The organism is Glycomyces sp. NRRL B-16210 (genome assembly GCF_000719515.1).
Lineage (GTDB): Bacteria > Actinomycetota > Actinomycetes > Mycobacteriales > Micromonosporaceae > Glycomyces.
Genome location: NZ_JOGR01000012.1, coordinates 36,987 through 51,261, shown reverse-complemented (window position 1 = coordinate 51,261; position 14,275 = coordinate 36,987). Strand labels below are relative to the sequence as shown.

Below are 14,275 nucleotides of genomic sequence, written 5' to 3'. Positions count from 1 at the left end.
CAACGACTTGTAAGGAGCAGGCAGCATGCCCATCGCAACACCCGAGGAATACAACGAGATGCTCGACCGGGCGAAGTCAGGCTCCTTCGCCTACCCGGCCATCAACGTGACCTCGACCCAGTCGCTCAACGCCGCGCTGGCGGCGTTCGCCGAGGCCGAGTCGGACGGCATCGTCCAGGTCTCCACCGGCGGCGCCGAGTACCTCTCCGGCCCGACGATCAAGGACAAGGTCGCCGGCGCGGTGGCGCTGGCCTCGGCCGCCCACGAGATCGCCAAGAACTACCCGGTCAAGGTCGCCCTCCACACCGACCACTGCCCGAAGAACCACCTCGACGGCTTCGTCCGCCCGCTGCTGGCCATCAGCGAAGAGCGTGTCGCCCGCGGCGAGGAGCCCCTGTTCCAGTCGCACATGTGGGACGGCTCGGCCGTGCCGCTGGACGAGAACCTGGAGATCGCCCAGGAGCTGCTCGGTCGCACCGCCAAGGCGAAGGTCGTCCTCGAGGTCGAGATCGGCGTCGTCGGCGGCGAAGAGGACGGCGTCGAGGCCGAGATCAACGACAAGCTCTACACCACCGTCGAAGACGCGCGCGCCACCGTCCAGGCCCTCGGCTCGGGCGAGAACGGCCGCTACATGACCGCGCTGACCTTCGGCAACGTCCACGGCGTCTACAAGCCCGGCGGCGTGCACCTGCGTCCGGAGATCCTCAAGGAGATCCAGGACGAGATCGGCAAGGAGCTCGGCAAGGACAAGCCGTTCGACCTGGTCTTCCACGGCGGCTCCGGCTCCAGCGCCCAGGAGATCAGCGACGCGGTGGACTACGGCGTCATCAAGATGAACATCGACACCGACACCCAGTACGCGTTCACGCGCCCGATCGTCGACCACATCTTCAAGAACTACGACGGCGTGCTCAAGGTCGAGGGCGAGGTGGGCAACAAGAAGGCCTACGACCCGCGCGCCTACGGCAAGCTCGCCGAGGCCGGCATGGCCGCCCGCATCGTCGAGGCCTGCCAGCAACTGCGCAGCGCCGGGAACAAGATCAAGTAACCCCCGCACGAGGCGAGACAGAGCCCGGACCGCTTCGCGGTCCGGGCTCTGTCATTGGTGGGGGGCGGCGGGCCAGTGGCGGGCTACCGCCGCTTCGAACGCCGCCCAGTCCGAACCGCGGAGGAGGTGGCGGTTGAGCGACACCACGGTCCAGGCGCCGTTGAAGTGGCCGATGTACAACCTCCCGGAAGACACCACCAGGCGGTCGGTGGGATGCAGCGGGATCTTGACGACGCCGTACCGCAGACGGCTGACGACACTCGCTCGAAAGGACGGGTGCCCGGCCGCTACGCGGCCGGGCAGTTCGGACATTCAGTCGCTCTCAGTCCTCAGGTTGAGAACTTGACAGCGAAGTCCTGGCGTCTTGTCGAACTTCTTGTCCACGGTGAGCAGCGATGCGCCGAGTTGCTCCGCCAACGCGGCGAAGGCCGCGTCGTACGAAGTCATGTTGCCCCGCAGCTCCCAAATGCGCGGGAGCAGCGAGACATGGTCATAGCGCCGAAGCGCCATCTGACGGAACAGTTCGAGAGCCGCAGTCGCACGATCCACGTCGAGCTGGCCGTGCCGGACCAGGCGGCGGAGCACCGAAACGCACTCAAGGTCGATCGAATGAGGTACCGCGATCTCTTGTCCGATCAACAATTGCCGTACCCGACGGCCGAGTTCGCTGTCTTCGGTGAGGTACTCGATCAACGCCGAGTTGTCCAGGACGATCACTCGTGCCGCGCCCGTTCTTCCTCGATCGCGGCGAGAATGTCATCGGTCGTGACACCGCTGCCGGAGGCGATCTCCTCGGCTCGTCTGGCGGCCTCGGCCATCGTCAACATGCCTGCTTCACGGTCGAGCAGGGTCTTGAGGTATCCCTGCAATGACTGATGCGCCTCGTCGGCGCGGGCGCGGAGCCGCGCGAGCACGTCATCGGGCACATCGTGCACCTCTACTGTCGCCATGGTCCAATGCTAGGCGACTAGCCATCGGATTTCACGTTTGAACACACCGCGAGCGAAGTGAGGCGGCGGGGCTTCGGCCCCGCCGCCTCACTCGTTCAGAAGGCAGGTGCCCGGCCGCTTTGCGGCCGGGCACCTGCCTTTGCTTGTGCTACTTGGTGAACCAGGCGGTCGATCCTCCGGGGAGGGCGCCGTTCTCCAGGGGGGTGCTGGTCAGGATCGGGTCGGTGCCATAGCGCTCAACCGGGACAGACTCGTCGCCGAAGTTGACCACCACGACCAGCTCGCCGTTGTCGAACGCGAACGCGTTCTCGCCCGGGTCGTCCAGCCAGGTCAGGCCCGTGGCCTTGTGCTCGCGGCGCAGCGCGATCGCCTTGCGGTAGAACTCCAGCGTTGAGCCCTCCACGCCGTCCTCGGCCTCCACCGACAGCTCGGCCCATTCGGCCGGCTGCGGCAGCCACGCGCCGTTGGCGCCGAAGCCGAACGAGGTGCCCTCGCGGGTCCACGGCAGCGGGACGCGGCAGCCGTCGCGGCCGATCTGCTCCCCGTTGGTGCGGAAGAACGTCGGGTCCTCGCGGACCTCGGCGGGCAGGTCCAGGACCTCGTTGAGCCCCAGCTCCTCGCCCTGGTAGACGTACACGACGCCCGGCAGCGACAGCAGCAGCTGCGTCGCGGCCTTCGCGCGCTTCAGGCCGTCCTCGCCGCCGCCGTAACGGGTCACGTGGCGCTGCACGTCGTGGTTGGACAGCACCCACGTGCACGGCGCGCCGACCCCGGCGTTGTTGGCGATCTCGTCGTCGATGGCCTTGCGGAAGTCCACCGCATTGAACGGCGCCAGCACGAGGTCGAAGTTGAAGGCCTGGTGCAGCTCGTCGGGCCGCAGGTACAGCGAGCGGCGCTCGGCCGAGTCGGTCCAGGCCTCGGCCACGAAGATCCGGTCGCCCTCGTACTCCTCGATGATCGGGCGCCACGTGCGGTAGATGTCGTGCACGCCGTCCTGGTCGAAGAACGGGGCCTGCGTGGTGCCGATCATCTCGATCGAGCCGTCGCCGCCGGTGTCGGGCAGGCCCTTGGCCTTGACCATGCCGTGCGCGACGTCGATGCGGAAGCCGTCCACGCCCCGGTCGAGCCAGAACCTGAGGATCGACTTGAACTCCTCGTGGACCTCGGGGTTCTCCCAGTTCAGGTCCGGCTGGGTCGCGTCGAACAGGTGCAGGTACCACTGCAGCCCGTCCTCGGTCTTCGACCAGGCCGGGCCGCCGAAGATCGACTGCCAGTTGTTCGGCGGCGAGTCCGGCAGCTCGGGGTTCACGTCGCGGAAGTGGTAGCGCTCGCGCTCGGGAGAGCCGGGCCCGGCGGCGAGGGCGGCCTGGAACCACTCGTGCTCCGAGGAGGTGTGGTTCGGCACGATGTCGGCGATGAGGCGGATCCCGGCCTCGTGGGCGTCGGCGAGCATCCGGTCGAAGTCGTCGAGGTCGCCGAAGCGCGGCTCGATCTTCCGGTAGTCGGACACGTCGTAGCCCGCGTCGTTCTGCGGCGAGGCGAAGAACGGCGACAGCCAGATCGCGTCGACGCCGAGCTTCGCCAGGTACGGGATGCGGGAGCGGATCCCCTCCAGGTCCCCCATGCCGTCGCCGTTCGCGTCGGCGAAGGAGCGCGGGTACACCTGGTAGATGACCGCGTCGCGCCACCAGTGTTGACTCATCGGTGAGATCCCTTTCAGTCTCGGGGCGCCGCACCGGTGGAACCGCGTACGACGAGTTCGGGCCGGAACAGGTATTCCGACGACGGCGTGGGCTGCCCGGCGATCTCGTCGAGCAGCGCCCGGGCGGCCGCGGTGGCGATGTCGCGCACCGGCTGCCGCACGGTCGTGAGCGGGGGGTTGGTGTGCGCGATGAGGGGGGAGTCGTCGTAGCCGACGACCGAGAAGTCCCGCGGGACGTCGAGCCCGCGTTCCTCGGCGGCCCGGATGGCGCCCAGCGCCATCATGTCCGAGCCGCACACGACGCTGGTCGCGCCGCGGTCGATGAGGCGGCTCGCGGCGGCGTGGCCGCCCTGCTCGCCGAACAGGGTGAGCTCGATGAGCTCGGGCCCGACCCCGCGCATCGCGGCGCGGTAGCCGGAGATCTTGCGGCGCACCGGCCAGTAGCGGTCGGGCCCCGAGACCAGGCCGATCCGCTCGTGCCCGAGCCCGGCCAGGTGCTCCACGGCGATCCGCGCGGCCACGGTGTCGTCGCAGGAGAACGAGGCGGCCTCGACGCCCTCGGGGTGGCCGGTCACGAACGCGACCGGCAGGCGCTTGTCCTTGAGCTCCTGATAGCGCTCGGTGCTCGCGGCGGTGTCGGCGTGCAGGCCTGAAACGAAGATGATGCCGGCGACGGCCCTTTCACGGAGCATCTCCACGAACTCGTCCTCGGAGACCCCGCCGGGGGTCTGCGTGCACAGCACCGGGGTGTAGCCGGAACCGGCCAGGACGTTGGAGATCGTCTGCGCGTACAGCGGGAAGATCGGGTTCTCCAGTTCGGGCACGACGAGGCCGATCAGGCCGATAGCGTGCTTGCGGAGGGCCTGGGGGCGTTCATAGCCGAGCACGTCGAGTGCAGTGAGGACGGACTGTCGGGTCTGCTGACCCACGCCGGGCTTGTCGTTCAGCACCCGGGACACCGTTGCCTCACTGACCCCGGCCTGCCGGGCGATGTCAGAGAGTCGAAGCCGCATGATGACAGACTAGCCTATCTGAAACTTAGCAACAGTTTGGTTGCAAGGCTTTCCTGATTCTGAAACATCTTGCTAATGTGTGAGCAGTCGGGACGCGAGTCCCGGGACCACCGGCCCCCGCCCCGGGGCCCCTCAATGAGGAGAAAAGAAGCCATGCGTAGAAGGACCCTGGGTATCACCGCCGTCTCGGCCGCCGCACTCGGCGCGGCCGCGGCCTGCGGCTCGGACGACGACTCGCCGAGCGACGACTCGACGCAGTCGTTCTCCGGCGAGCTGGTCATCTGGGCGGACGAGACCCGCACACCCGTCCTCAAGGAGTTCGTCAAGAACTTCGAGGACAGCGTCGGCGTCAAGGTCACCGTCGAGGAGCACGTGGAATCCCTCCGCGAGGACTTCCTCACCGCCGCCGAGCAGGGACAGGGTCCCGACATCATCGTGGGCGCGCACGACTGGTCCGGCCAGTACGCCGCCGACGGCGTCATCGCCCCCATCACCCTCAGCGCCGACCAGCAGGCCGCCCTCAACGAGGCCTCCGTCAAGGCCTTCACCGTCGACGGCAACCTCTACGGCGTCCCCTACGCGCTCGAGAACCTCGGCCTCATCCGCAACACCGACCTCGCCCCCGAGGCCCCGGCCACCTTCGAGGAGCTCATCAGCGCCGGCGAGGCCGCCGGCACCCAGGAAGTGCTCACCATGGAGGTCGGCGTCGACGGCAACGCCTACAGCGCCTACCCGCTGTTCGCGTCCATGGGCGGCTACCTGTTCAAGGACGACGGCACCGGCACCCTCGACCCGAACGACGTCGGCGTCGACTCCGAGGGCGGCATCGCCGCGTTCGAGAAGTTCGCCGAACTCGGCGAGGCCGGCGTCCTCAAGACCACCATCGACTCCTCGAACACCATCCCGTTCTTCGTCGACGGCAAGACCGCCTTCATGATCTCCGGCCCCTGGGCCCTCACCGACGTCCAGGGAGCGGGCCTCAACTACGAGGTCACCGCCATCCCCGGCTTCGAGGGCGAAGGCCCGGCCTCGCCGTTCCTCGGCGTCCAGGGCTTCTACGTCTCGGCCACCGCCAAGAACGCCGTCTTCGCCCAGGAGTTCGTCACCAACTACGTCCTCACCGAAGACCTCCAGGTCTCCCTCGCCGAGGCCGGCGGGCGCCTCCCGGCGCTCACCACCGCCGCCGAGGTCTTCTCCGAGGGCAACGAGGACGTCCAGGGCTTCGCCGCCGCCGGCGAGAACGCCGTCCCCATGCCGAACATCCCCGCGATGAACGCCGTCTGGGAGCCCTTCGGCCGCGCCCAGGCCGACGCCGTCGACGGCGTCTCCACCGGCGAGGAAGCCGCCACGACCGCAGCGCAGTCCATCCGCGACGCCGTCTCCTAGTCGGCGGACAGTCCTCGACGAGCGAAGGATCGCACTGTGCTCGACCAACGTTCTCGGACGGCCGGCTCCACCACCGCGGCAGGCCTGATCGTCAAGATCGGCGTGCTCGCGGTGGTCGCCGCGCTGGCCGTCTGGGCGGCGTTGCCGCTCATCGCAGCCGGGGCCTGGTGGGGCCTGGCACTGGAGGCGGCCGTAGTCGCCGTCGTCTTCTACGTCTACCTCCAGCGCCGGGCCGTCCAGCTCAAGTACCTCATCCCCGGCACGCTGCTGCTCATCGCCTTCCAGATCCTCCCGGTCATCCTGACCATCGGCACCTCCTTCTCCAACTACGGCGACGGCCACCGCGTCGACAAGGACCAGGCGATCAACGCGATCGTCGCCGCCGGCGTCCAGCAGACCCCCGGCGGGACCACCTACCTGCTCGCCGTCGGCGAATCGGCCGCCGGCGAGCTCACCCTCCTGCTCACCGACAACGCCGACGGCTCCACCTGGGCCGGCACCGAGGCGGGCCTGACCGAGCTCGAAGGCGCCACCCAGGACGAGTCGGGCCGCATCACCGCCGCCCCCGACTACACCGTGTGGGACTTCGCCGAGCTCAACGAGCGCCTCTCCGAGGTCACCGAGCTGGCCGTGCCCACCGGCGAGGAGACCGGCATCAAGGTGCAGGGCCTCTCGGCCTTCGAAGGGGTCTCGACCCGCTCCTACGACGAGGCCTGCGACTGCATCACCGACTCGGCCACCGGCACCACCTGGTACGCCGACGACGAGACCGGCACCTTCGTCACCGACGACGGCCGCGCCGCCCTGGTGGGCTGGCGGGTCAACATCGGCGCCGACAACTACCTCGCCGTCATCACCGACCCCGACATCCGCGGGCCCTTCCTCGGGGTCTTCACCTGGAACATCATGTTCGCGGCCGGATCGGTCCTGTTCACCTTCGCGATCGGCCTGGGCACCGCCATGGCGCTCAACCGTCCGGGGATGCGCGGCACCAAGGTCTACCGGGCGTTCATGATCCTGCCGTACGCCATGCCGTCCTTCGCGATGCTCCTGGTGTGGGCGCAGATGTTCAACCGCGACTTCGGCCTCGTCAACGACCTGTTCAACCTCAACGTGAACTGGTACGGCGGGACCTGGTCGGCCCGAGCGATGGTCCTCATCGCCAACACCTGGCTCGGCTGGCCGTACATGTTCCTCATCTCCCTCGGCGCGCTCCAGGCCCTGCCCTCGGACTCGCTGGAGGCCGCGAAGATCGACGGCGCCACCGGCGTCACGGCCTTCCGCAAGATCACCCTGCCGCTGCTGCTCATCGCGCTGACCCCGCTGCTGATCTCCAGCTTCGCGTTCAACTTCAACAACTTCAACGCGATCGAGCTGCTCTCGGGCGGCAACCCGTTCAAGGCCGGGGACGCCGTCGGCGGCACCGACCTGCTCATCACGTACGCGTTCCGCCAGGCCTTCGGCTCCTCCAGCGCCGACTACGGCTTCGCCAGCGCGATCAGCGTGTTCATCTTCCTCATCGTCGCCACGATCTCGGCGGTCATGTTCCGCTTCACCCGCAACCAGGAGGACGTGTACTCATGACGCATGCGGTGAAGCCCCGGCGCAAGGGCCGCAGCCCCTTCGTGAAGTGGGCGGCCGACACCGGGTGGCGGCACGTGGTCGCGATCGCGGCGCTGGTGTTCGGCCTGATCCCGATCATCTACGTGATCTCGGCGGCGTTCAACCCCAACGGGACGCTGTCCTCGACGAGCCTGCTGCCGACCGGGTTCAGCCTGAACAACTTCCAGCGGCTGTTCACCGACGACAACGTGCCGTTCGCCGCCTGGTTCGCGAACTCGCTGATGATCGCGGTCCCGGCGGCGTTCATCTCGATCTTCATCTCCTCGCTGGCGGCGTACGCGTTCAGCCGGTTCCGGTTCAAGGGGCGGCGGCCGATGCTGCTGTTCCTGCTGCTGATCCAGATGTTCCCGGCGTTCTTGGCCGTGGTGGCGCTGTACCTGATCTTCGGGTCGATCGGCGAGTTCTACCCGGTGGCGGGCCTGAACACGAAGCTGGGCCTGATGCTGGTGTACATGGGCGGGGCGCTGGGCGTCTCGACGTGGCTGATGAAAGGCTTCTTCGACACGATCCCGAAGGAGCTGGACGAGGCGGCGACGATCGACGGAGCGAGCCACGCGCAGATCTTCTTCGGGATGATCCTGCCGCTGGCGGCGCCGATCATCGCGATCTCGGGGATCCTGGCGTTCGTGGGGACGATGAACGACTTCATCCTCGCGAGCCTGTTCCTGACCGACCGCCCGGAGATGACCCTCGCGGTGGGTCTGAAGACGCTGACGGCGGACAACTCGCCGGCGAGCTACTTCGGGATCTTCGCGGCCGGGACGCTGCTGACCTCGGTGCTGACGGTGGGGGTGTTCATGAGCCTCCAGCGGTACATCGTCTCCGGTCTCACCGGCGGGGCAGTGAAGGGGTAGCGGCACGAGACCACTGCTCGACACGGAGAAAGCCTGTCGCTGAGCCGATTCGAGGCTCGCGAGCGACAGGCGCCAGGGGCCCGGGCCTCGGCGAGCCTCCCTCGCCGCGGCCCGGGCCTTCGCGTATGCGGGGGTTCAGGACCAGTGCGGGGGGCGTTCGGCGAGGAGGTCGAGGTCGCGGGCCGAGAGCGCGGCGCGGCCCTTGCCGCGGGCCGGCGGGGTCGGCGCGAGGGCCTCGCCCCAGCCGCGGTCGGTGTCGTCGGAGGTCTGGTCGGGGAGCACCGAGAAGTCCTCTTCGAGCTCGACGGACCGTTCGTCGTCGGAGACTGCCATGGTTCCGACTCTACTTCAGGGGCTCGGGGTTTCGGCAGCGACGAGGCCCTGAACACCCGGTGAACGGGAGTCCAGGGCCCGGGTCGGCGCGCTACTTCGCGGTGCCGACGAGTTCGTAACCGGCCTCGTCGACGGCCTCGCGGACCGCCTCCTCGGCGAGGGCGGCGGCGCTCTTGACGGTGACCTGGCCGGTCTCCAGCGCGACGTCCACGTGCTCGACCCCGGGAAGGGCAGAGAGCTCCTGGGTCACGCTTCCGGCGCAGTGGCCGCAGGTCATGCCTTTGACGACGTACACGGTTTCCATGGCGACTCCTGTCGGTGTTCAGGCTCGGTTCTCAAGTGCGGAGCAGTCGGGCCACCGCGTCCGAGGCCTCTTTGACCTTGGCTTGGGCGGCGGTCGGGTCACCGGAGACCTGCGCCTCTGCGACGCAGTGGGCCAGGTGGCCTTCGAGGAGGTTCAGCGCCACGGCCTGGAGCCCCTTGGTCGAGGCCGAGATCTGCGTGAGGACGTCGATGCAGTACTCGTCCTCGTCGATCATCCGCTGGATGCCGCGGATCTGGCCCTCGACGCGCTTGAGGCGGCGCGTGAGCGCGGCCTTGTCGCCGTGGTACCAGTACTGCTTGCCGTCCTCGCTGCCGTGCGCGGTGCCGCAGTCGGTCTGATCACTCGCCATGTCGCTTCCCTCCGGTCGTCAGTGTATACCCCGCAGGGGTATAGCGGCAACTGCTCGTCAGCCCTGAACAGCGGCCCGTAGTATTCCGTGCCATTGTCCGAGAAATTCTCCCCCCGCCCTTGTCTCGACCATTGGGGACCTCTAACGTGAAGGCCGTCGCGCCGGAAACTCGGATGCACCCCGCACCCGCAGCGCGGCACCGCCGAGTCGGTCCTTCCCCCCACCGCGGCCCACATGCAGCCGCGGACGAGCAGCGACCGAGCCGGGGAACCAGCAGTCAGCGAGAGCTGACGGGGTGAATCGCGTCCGCGGACGCGTAGGGCGACCCTTCCTTCCGCCCGAACCCGACAGCTAACCCGGTAGGCGGCCAAAGGAAGGAGCGCAGTCCTGGTGCGTACCCGCCGGATCGTCGCCGCCATAGCGGCCGTAGCAATGGTCCCCGCCGCCGCTGCGGTGTTCACCTCCTCGCAGGCCTCGGCGCAGACGAGCAGCGAGATCGAGCAGGAGATCGAAGAGCGCCACCACGAACTCGAAGTCGTCATCGAGGACTACAACGCCAAGCGCGAGGAACTCGACGACGCCAACGACCTCATCGAGGAGATCGAGGCGCAGCTGCCCGAGATCGAGGCCGCCGCCGCGGCCGCGGCCGACCACATGGGCGAGATCGCCTCCACCGCCTACACCGGCGGGAACTTCGCGATGGTCAACTCGGTCCTGTCGGGCGACCCGTCGGACTTCGCCGACCGGCTCATGTACCTGACGAACCTCACCGACGCCGAGAACGCGGCCATCGCCGAGGCGCTCGCGCAGATCGAGGAGCTGGAGACGCGCCGGACCGAACTGGAGACCCTCAGGGCGGACGCCGACGAGATCCTCGCCGACATCGAGGAGCAGCAGGAGGCGATCGAGGCCGAGATCGCGTCCCTCGAAGACGACTACGCCGACGCGTACGCCAAGGAGAACCCCCCGAAGACCTGGGACAACTACACCGGCGACTCCGCGGTCGTGGCCTTCGCGTACGACCAGCTCGGCGACGCGTACGTCTACGGCGCCTCGGGCCCGGACGCCTGGGACTGCTCGGGCCTGACCCAGGCCGCGTGGGCGCAGGCGGGCGTCTCGCTCTCCCACAACGCCGCGATGCAGTGGAACGAGACGGCGCGGATCTCCCGCGACGAACTCCAGCCCGGCGACCTCGTCTTCTACTCGAACCTGAGTCACGTCGGCATCTACATCGGCGGCGGGGAGATCATCCACGCCCCGAACTCGACCACCGTCGTGAAGATCGCGAACATGGACTACGGGTCCATCTACGGCTACGGACGCCCGTAGAGGGAAGGGAGACGGGCCCTCGGGCCCCATCGACTCCCCGGCGGCGACGCGGGCGGTCTCGATTGCCGACCCACTCTGCTGACCCGCAATGCGCCCGTGCCGCCGCCGGGGGCCACACCAGCGTAGAGAAACCCGCGTGAACCGCCGAAGCGGTTCACGCGGGTTTCTCGTTGTGGGACGGCTCCTCGCGTCCAGGCGCCGCGCGCTAGTCCGCGGGGTGTTCTACGAAGTGGTGGTCGAAGCGCTCCCGCCGACCGGTCCCGCCCTGCTGCCAGGGCTCGGGGCCCTCCAGCGGCCGGTAGCCGATCCCCATGGCGTGCAGGCGCTCCAGGTGGTCGCCGAGGCGGTCGAGCACCGAGTCGGCCGCGCGCACCTCGGGGTCGGTCCAGGCGACCTCGGCCAGGACCGCCAGGCGCGGGAAGGCCGCGTACTCCACGTCCTTGGGGCTGGGCAGGTACTCCGACCACAGCTGGCACTGGACGCCGAGGATCTTCGACTCGTCGATCCCGGGCGGCACCGGCTCCCAACCGGCGACCTTCGCGACGGTGGTGAGCCCGTGGATGCGCAGCGGCTCCTCGGGGCCCTCGCCCTCGTAGTGGTCGAAGTACACGAACGGCTCGGGCGAGGTGACGACCTCGTGGCCGGCCGCGACGGCCTTCTTGACGTAGGCCTCCGAGCGCCACACCTGGACCACGGCCTCGTCCGGGGCGCCGCCGTCGAGGATCTCGTCCCAGCCGATGACCCGCTTGCCCATGCCCCGCAGGTGGTCGCAGAAGGCCTTGGTGAACCAGGCCTGGACCCCGCGCACGTCCTCCAGGCCCTCGCGCTCCATGAGCGCCCGGGCGACCGGCGAGGACTCCCACTGCGTCATGGGCACCTCGTCGCCGCCGATGTGCACGAACGGGCCGTCGAAGACCTCGCCGATGGCCGTGTAGGCCTCCAAGGCGAAGTCGAGCGCGGCCTGGGTCGGCTCCAGGACCTCCTCGAACACGCCGAACGTCGGGCAGACGGGTTTCTCCTGGCCCGCGCCGAGCTCGGGGTAGGCGGCGAGCACCGCGCGGGCGTGCCCGGGCAGGTTCACCTCGGGGACGATCATGATGTGGCGCTCGCGCGCGTACGAGGCGATCTCGCGCAGGTCCGGGACCGAGAAGAACCCGCCGTGCGGGGTCGGCTCGAAGCCGGCGGCCTCGTCGCGGGCGTGCCCGATCTTCGTCGCGGCCCGCCAGGAGGCGACCTCGGCGAGCCTCGGGCGCGAGGGCACCTCGAAGCGCCAGCCCTGGTCGTCGTTGAGGTGCAGGTGCACGACGTTGAGCCGGTGCAGCCAGGCCCGGTCGATCATCTTGAGGACGAAGTCCTTGGGCTGGAAGTGCCGGGCGACATCGAGCATGACCCCCCGCCAGCGCAGGCGCGGCTCGTCGGTGATCGACACGAGCGGGACGACCGGGTCGGCCGCGGGGGCCTCGCGCAGGGCGTCGGCCGGCAGGAGCTGGCGCAGGGTCGCGATGCCGCGGGCGATGCCCGCCGGGTGGGCGGCGGCGAGTTCGACCCCGCCGGGCGCGACGTCGAGCCGGTAGGCCTCGGCGGCGGTGGTGAAGTCGTCCGGGCGTTCGCCTTCGAGGCGCAGCCGCAGGACCGGGCCTTCGACGGCGCCGTTCTCGGTGACGGTGAGTCGCAGGCCGGTGCCGCGATTGAGCAGGTCGGACAGGAGCCAGGCGAGGGAGCGCAGCTCGGTTGCTTCTGCGGGGCCGTCGGCGACGATGGCGCCGAGGGTGCCCAGGTCGAGTTCGCCGTCAGCGGCGGTGAGCTGCTGCGGCTGCGGGATCAGCGAGATGCGGCGCTGCATAGTGCGGGGGCTCCTGTGGTCTGGTGCGATTGTGCGGTCCGCGACGCTTCGCCGTGGCGCGGACCGTGCCGGGGTCTGCGGTGGCGGCGGTTCGCCCCCACCGAATTAGTTCAGTTTATTTATAATATAGGGCCGCGCCGCGGTCGGCCAGTGCGGCGAACGTATTCCGTACGTTCGGCTACCGGCTGACCGCGGCGCGCGGCTGTCTTCTAGCGGATGATCGGGAGCTGCTGGGTCCGGTCGAGGTCGGAGCCCTCGCGCTGCCGGTTGATCACCGGCCGCTCCGGCTCGGAGGCGAACGCCCCGGCGGACGCCATCGCAAGCGCCGGCTCCTCCTCGCCCGAGACCAGGCCCAACTGGCGGCGCAGGTCCGTCAGGTTCGAACCGGCGCTGTCCCGCTGGCGGGTCAGGGCCGCGACCTCCTCGGCGAGCGGCTGGACGCGCTCGGCGGCGCGCTCGTCGGCGCTGCGGCGCAGCCGCTCGGCCTCCTTCTCCGCGTCGGCCTTGACGACCTTGGCCTGCTCGACGGCCCGGTGCAGGGCGTCCTTGGCGTGCTGGTCGGCCTCCTCGCGCCGCTCCAGCGCCCGGTTCTCGGCGCTGCGCGCGCGCTCCTCGGCCAGCGCCAGGCGGTCCTCGGCCTCGGCGACGATCCGCTGCGCGGTCGCGATGGCCTGCTGGTGGCGGTCGGCCTCCTCCTTCTGGGCCCGCTCGCGGCGGTCGGCCTCGGCGAGCGCCAGCTCCTGGGTGCGGCGCTTGCGGTGCTCGGCGGCCTCGGTCAGCAGGCGCTGGGCGGCGCCGCGCTGCTCGTCGGCCTCGCGGGCGGCGTGGGCCTTGAGCTCGGTGACCTCGCGTTCGGCGGTGGCCCGCTGGACGGCGATCTCGCGTTCGGCCTGCGAGCGGGACTTCTCGGCCTCGGACCGGGACTGGCCCTGGGCGGTCTGGACCTCGCGGTGGGCGTCGGCGACGGCCAGGTCGTGGTTGCGGCGGGCGTTCTCGCGCAGTTCGGTCGTCTCGTTGACCGCGCGGACGCGGATCTCGGTGACGTCCTGGTCGGTGGTGGCGGTGAGCTCGGCGGCCTCGGTGTGGGCCGAGCGCATCATCGTCTCGGCCTCGGCGCGGGCCTGGTGGACCATGGCGGCGGCCTGGCGGCGGGCGTCGGCGCGCTGGACGCCGGCCTCCTGCTCGGCGGCGCGCAGGATCTTCTCGACGCGCGAGCCGAGTCCGGCCAGGGTCGGGGCCTCGGCCTCGGCGATCTGCGTGGCCCGGTCGGCCACGCGCCGCTCCAGGGCGCCGATGCGGTCCTCGGCGCGCCGCAGCTGCTGCTCGGCGGCCTCCAACGCACGCGCGGCCTCGTCGCGGTGCTGTTCGTGGGCTTTGATGTTCTGGTACAGCCGGGAGGTGAACTCGTCGACCTGATGGCGGTCGTAGCCGCGCATCGAGACGGCGAATTCAGGCCCGGTTTCCTCGAAGAATTTCGACATGGTCTTCCAGAGTCACAGGAAACGGTTGATGAATCATGA

General features: G+C 69.5%; 15 protein-coding genes and 1 riboswitch. Of the genes, 5 read left to right on the top strand and 10 right to left on the bottom strand.

The genetic code is table 11. The features are described from left to right. The first annotated feature begins 25 nt into the window (after positions 1 to 25). Positions 26 to 1,048, top strand: a complete 1,023-nt coding sequence (fbaA, locus tag IF12_RS0117820; RefSeq protein WP_030160791.1) for a class II fructose-bisphosphate aldolase — start codon at positions 26 to 28, stop codon at positions 1,046 to 1,048. Positions 1,049 to 1,099: 51 nt separating this feature from the next. Here fbaA and IF12_RS0117815 read toward each other — a convergent pair whose 3' ends face one another. The 5 genes from IF12_RS0117815 to IF12_RS0117795 all read right to left on the bottom strand — a co-directional run bounded on the left by IF12_RS0117815 (position 1,100) and on the right by IF12_RS0117795 (position 4,713). Continuing rightward, positions 1,100 to 1,360, bottom strand: a complete 261-nt coding sequence (locus IF12_RS0117815) for a hypothetical protein (protein ID WP_030160789.1) — start codon at positions 1,358 to 1,360, stop codon at positions 1,100 to 1,102. Next, a complete protein-coding gene (locus IF12_RS0117810; protein ID WP_030160787.1) occupies positions 1,361 to 1,765 on the bottom strand; it encodes a type II toxin-antitoxin system VapC family toxin in 405 nt (134 codons plus the stop codon). Next, positions 1,762 to 1,998, bottom strand: coding sequence for a hypothetical protein (locus IF12_RS0117805; protein ID WP_030160785.1), 237 nt, complete (start codon positions 1,996 to 1,998; stop codon positions 1,762 to 1,764). The genes IF12_RS0117810 and IF12_RS0117805 overlap by 4 nt, the downstream gene beginning before the upstream one ends. Before the next feature lie 148 nt (positions 1,999 to 2,146). Further along, positions 2,147 to 3,700, bottom strand: a complete 1,554-nt coding sequence (locus IF12_RS0117800; protein ID WP_030160783.1) for a glycoside hydrolase family 13 protein — start codon at positions 3,698 to 3,700, stop codon at positions 2,147 to 2,149. 14 nt (positions 3,701 to 3,714) lie between these two features. Further along, a complete protein-coding gene (locus IF12_RS0117795; protein ID WP_030160781.1) occupies positions 3,715 to 4,713 on the bottom strand; it encodes a LacI family DNA-binding transcriptional regulator in 999 nt (332 codons plus the stop codon). 153 nt (positions 4,714 to 4,866) lie between these two features. Here IF12_RS0117795 and IF12_RS0117790 point away from each other — a divergent pair, with 153 nt between their 5' ends. The 3 genes from IF12_RS0117790 to IF12_RS0117780 are packed head-to-tail and all read left to right on the top strand — an operon-like array spanning position 4,867 to position 8,576. Continuing rightward, the gene (locus tag IF12_RS0117790) at positions 4,867 to 6,099 is read left to right on the top strand and encodes a maltose ABC transporter substrate-binding protein (RefSeq protein ID WP_030160779.1); all 1,233 of its coding nucleotides are present in this window, start codon (positions 4,867 to 4,869) and stop codon (positions 6,097 to 6,099) included. 36 nt (positions 6,100 to 6,135) lie between these two features. After that, positions 6,136 to 7,683: an ABC transporter permease subunit gene (locus IF12_RS0117785; protein ID WP_030160778.1), complete on the top strand. Its 1,548-nt coding sequence runs from the start codon at positions 6,136 to 6,138 to the stop codon at positions 7,681 to 7,683. Next, positions 7,680 to 8,576: a sugar ABC transporter permease gene (locus IF12_RS0117780; RefSeq protein ID WP_030160776.1), complete on the top strand. Its 897-nt coding sequence runs from the start codon at positions 7,680 to 7,682 to the stop codon at positions 8,574 to 8,576. Before IF12_RS0117785 ends, IF12_RS0117780 begins: the two co-directional genes overlap by 4 nt. 135 nt (positions 8,577 to 8,711) lie before the next feature. Here IF12_RS0117780 and IF12_RS23275 read toward each other — a convergent pair whose 3' ends face one another. The 3 genes from IF12_RS23275 to IF12_RS0117765 all read right to left on the bottom strand — a co-directional run bounded on the left by IF12_RS23275 (position 8,712) and on the right by IF12_RS0117765 (position 9,583). Further along, a complete protein-coding gene (locus IF12_RS23275) occupies positions 8,712 to 8,909 on the bottom strand; it encodes a hypothetical protein (protein WP_035749523.1) in 198 nt (65 codons plus the stop codon). A gap of 91 nt (positions 8,910 to 9,000) precedes the next feature. Beyond that, entirely contained in the window at positions 9,001 to 9,213 is a 213-nt protein-coding gene (locus IF12_RS0117770; RefSeq protein ID WP_035749521.1) for a heavy-metal-associated domain-containing protein, read from the bottom strand. A 31-nt stretch (positions 9,214 to 9,244) separates the two neighbouring features. After that, positions 9,245 to 9,583, bottom strand: coding sequence for a metal-sensitive transcriptional regulator (locus IF12_RS0117765; protein WP_030160772.1), 339 nt, complete (start codon positions 9,581 to 9,583; stop codon positions 9,245 to 9,247). Between the two features lie 231 nt (positions 9,584 to 9,814). Then, a riboswitch (cyclic di-AMP (ydaO/yuaA leader) is annotated at positions 9,815 to 9,965 on the top strand. 8 nt (positions 9,966 to 9,973) lie between these two features. Here IF12_RS0117765 and IF12_RS0117760 point away from each other — a divergent pair. Continuing rightward, positions 9,974 to 10,912, top strand: coding sequence for an NlpC/P60 family protein (locus IF12_RS0117760; protein WP_133884065.1), 939 nt, complete (start codon positions 9,974 to 9,976; stop codon positions 10,910 to 10,912). Positions 10,913 to 11,117: 205 nt separating this feature from the next. On the opposite strand, the gene IF12_RS23270 is transcribed toward IF12_RS0117760, so the two are convergent. Continuing rightward, positions 11,118 to 12,755: a beta-N-acetylhexosaminidase gene (locus IF12_RS23270; RefSeq protein WP_051704552.1), complete on the bottom strand. Its 1,638-nt coding sequence runs from the start codon at positions 12,753 to 12,755 to the stop codon at positions 11,118 to 11,120. A gap of 209 nt (positions 12,756 to 12,964) precedes the next feature. After that, positions 12,965 to 14,236: a hypothetical protein gene (locus IF12_RS0117750; protein WP_051704551.1), complete on the bottom strand. Its 1,272-nt coding sequence runs from the start codon at positions 14,234 to 14,236 to the stop codon at positions 12,965 to 12,967. Positions 14,237 to 14,275: the final 39 nt, after the last annotated feature.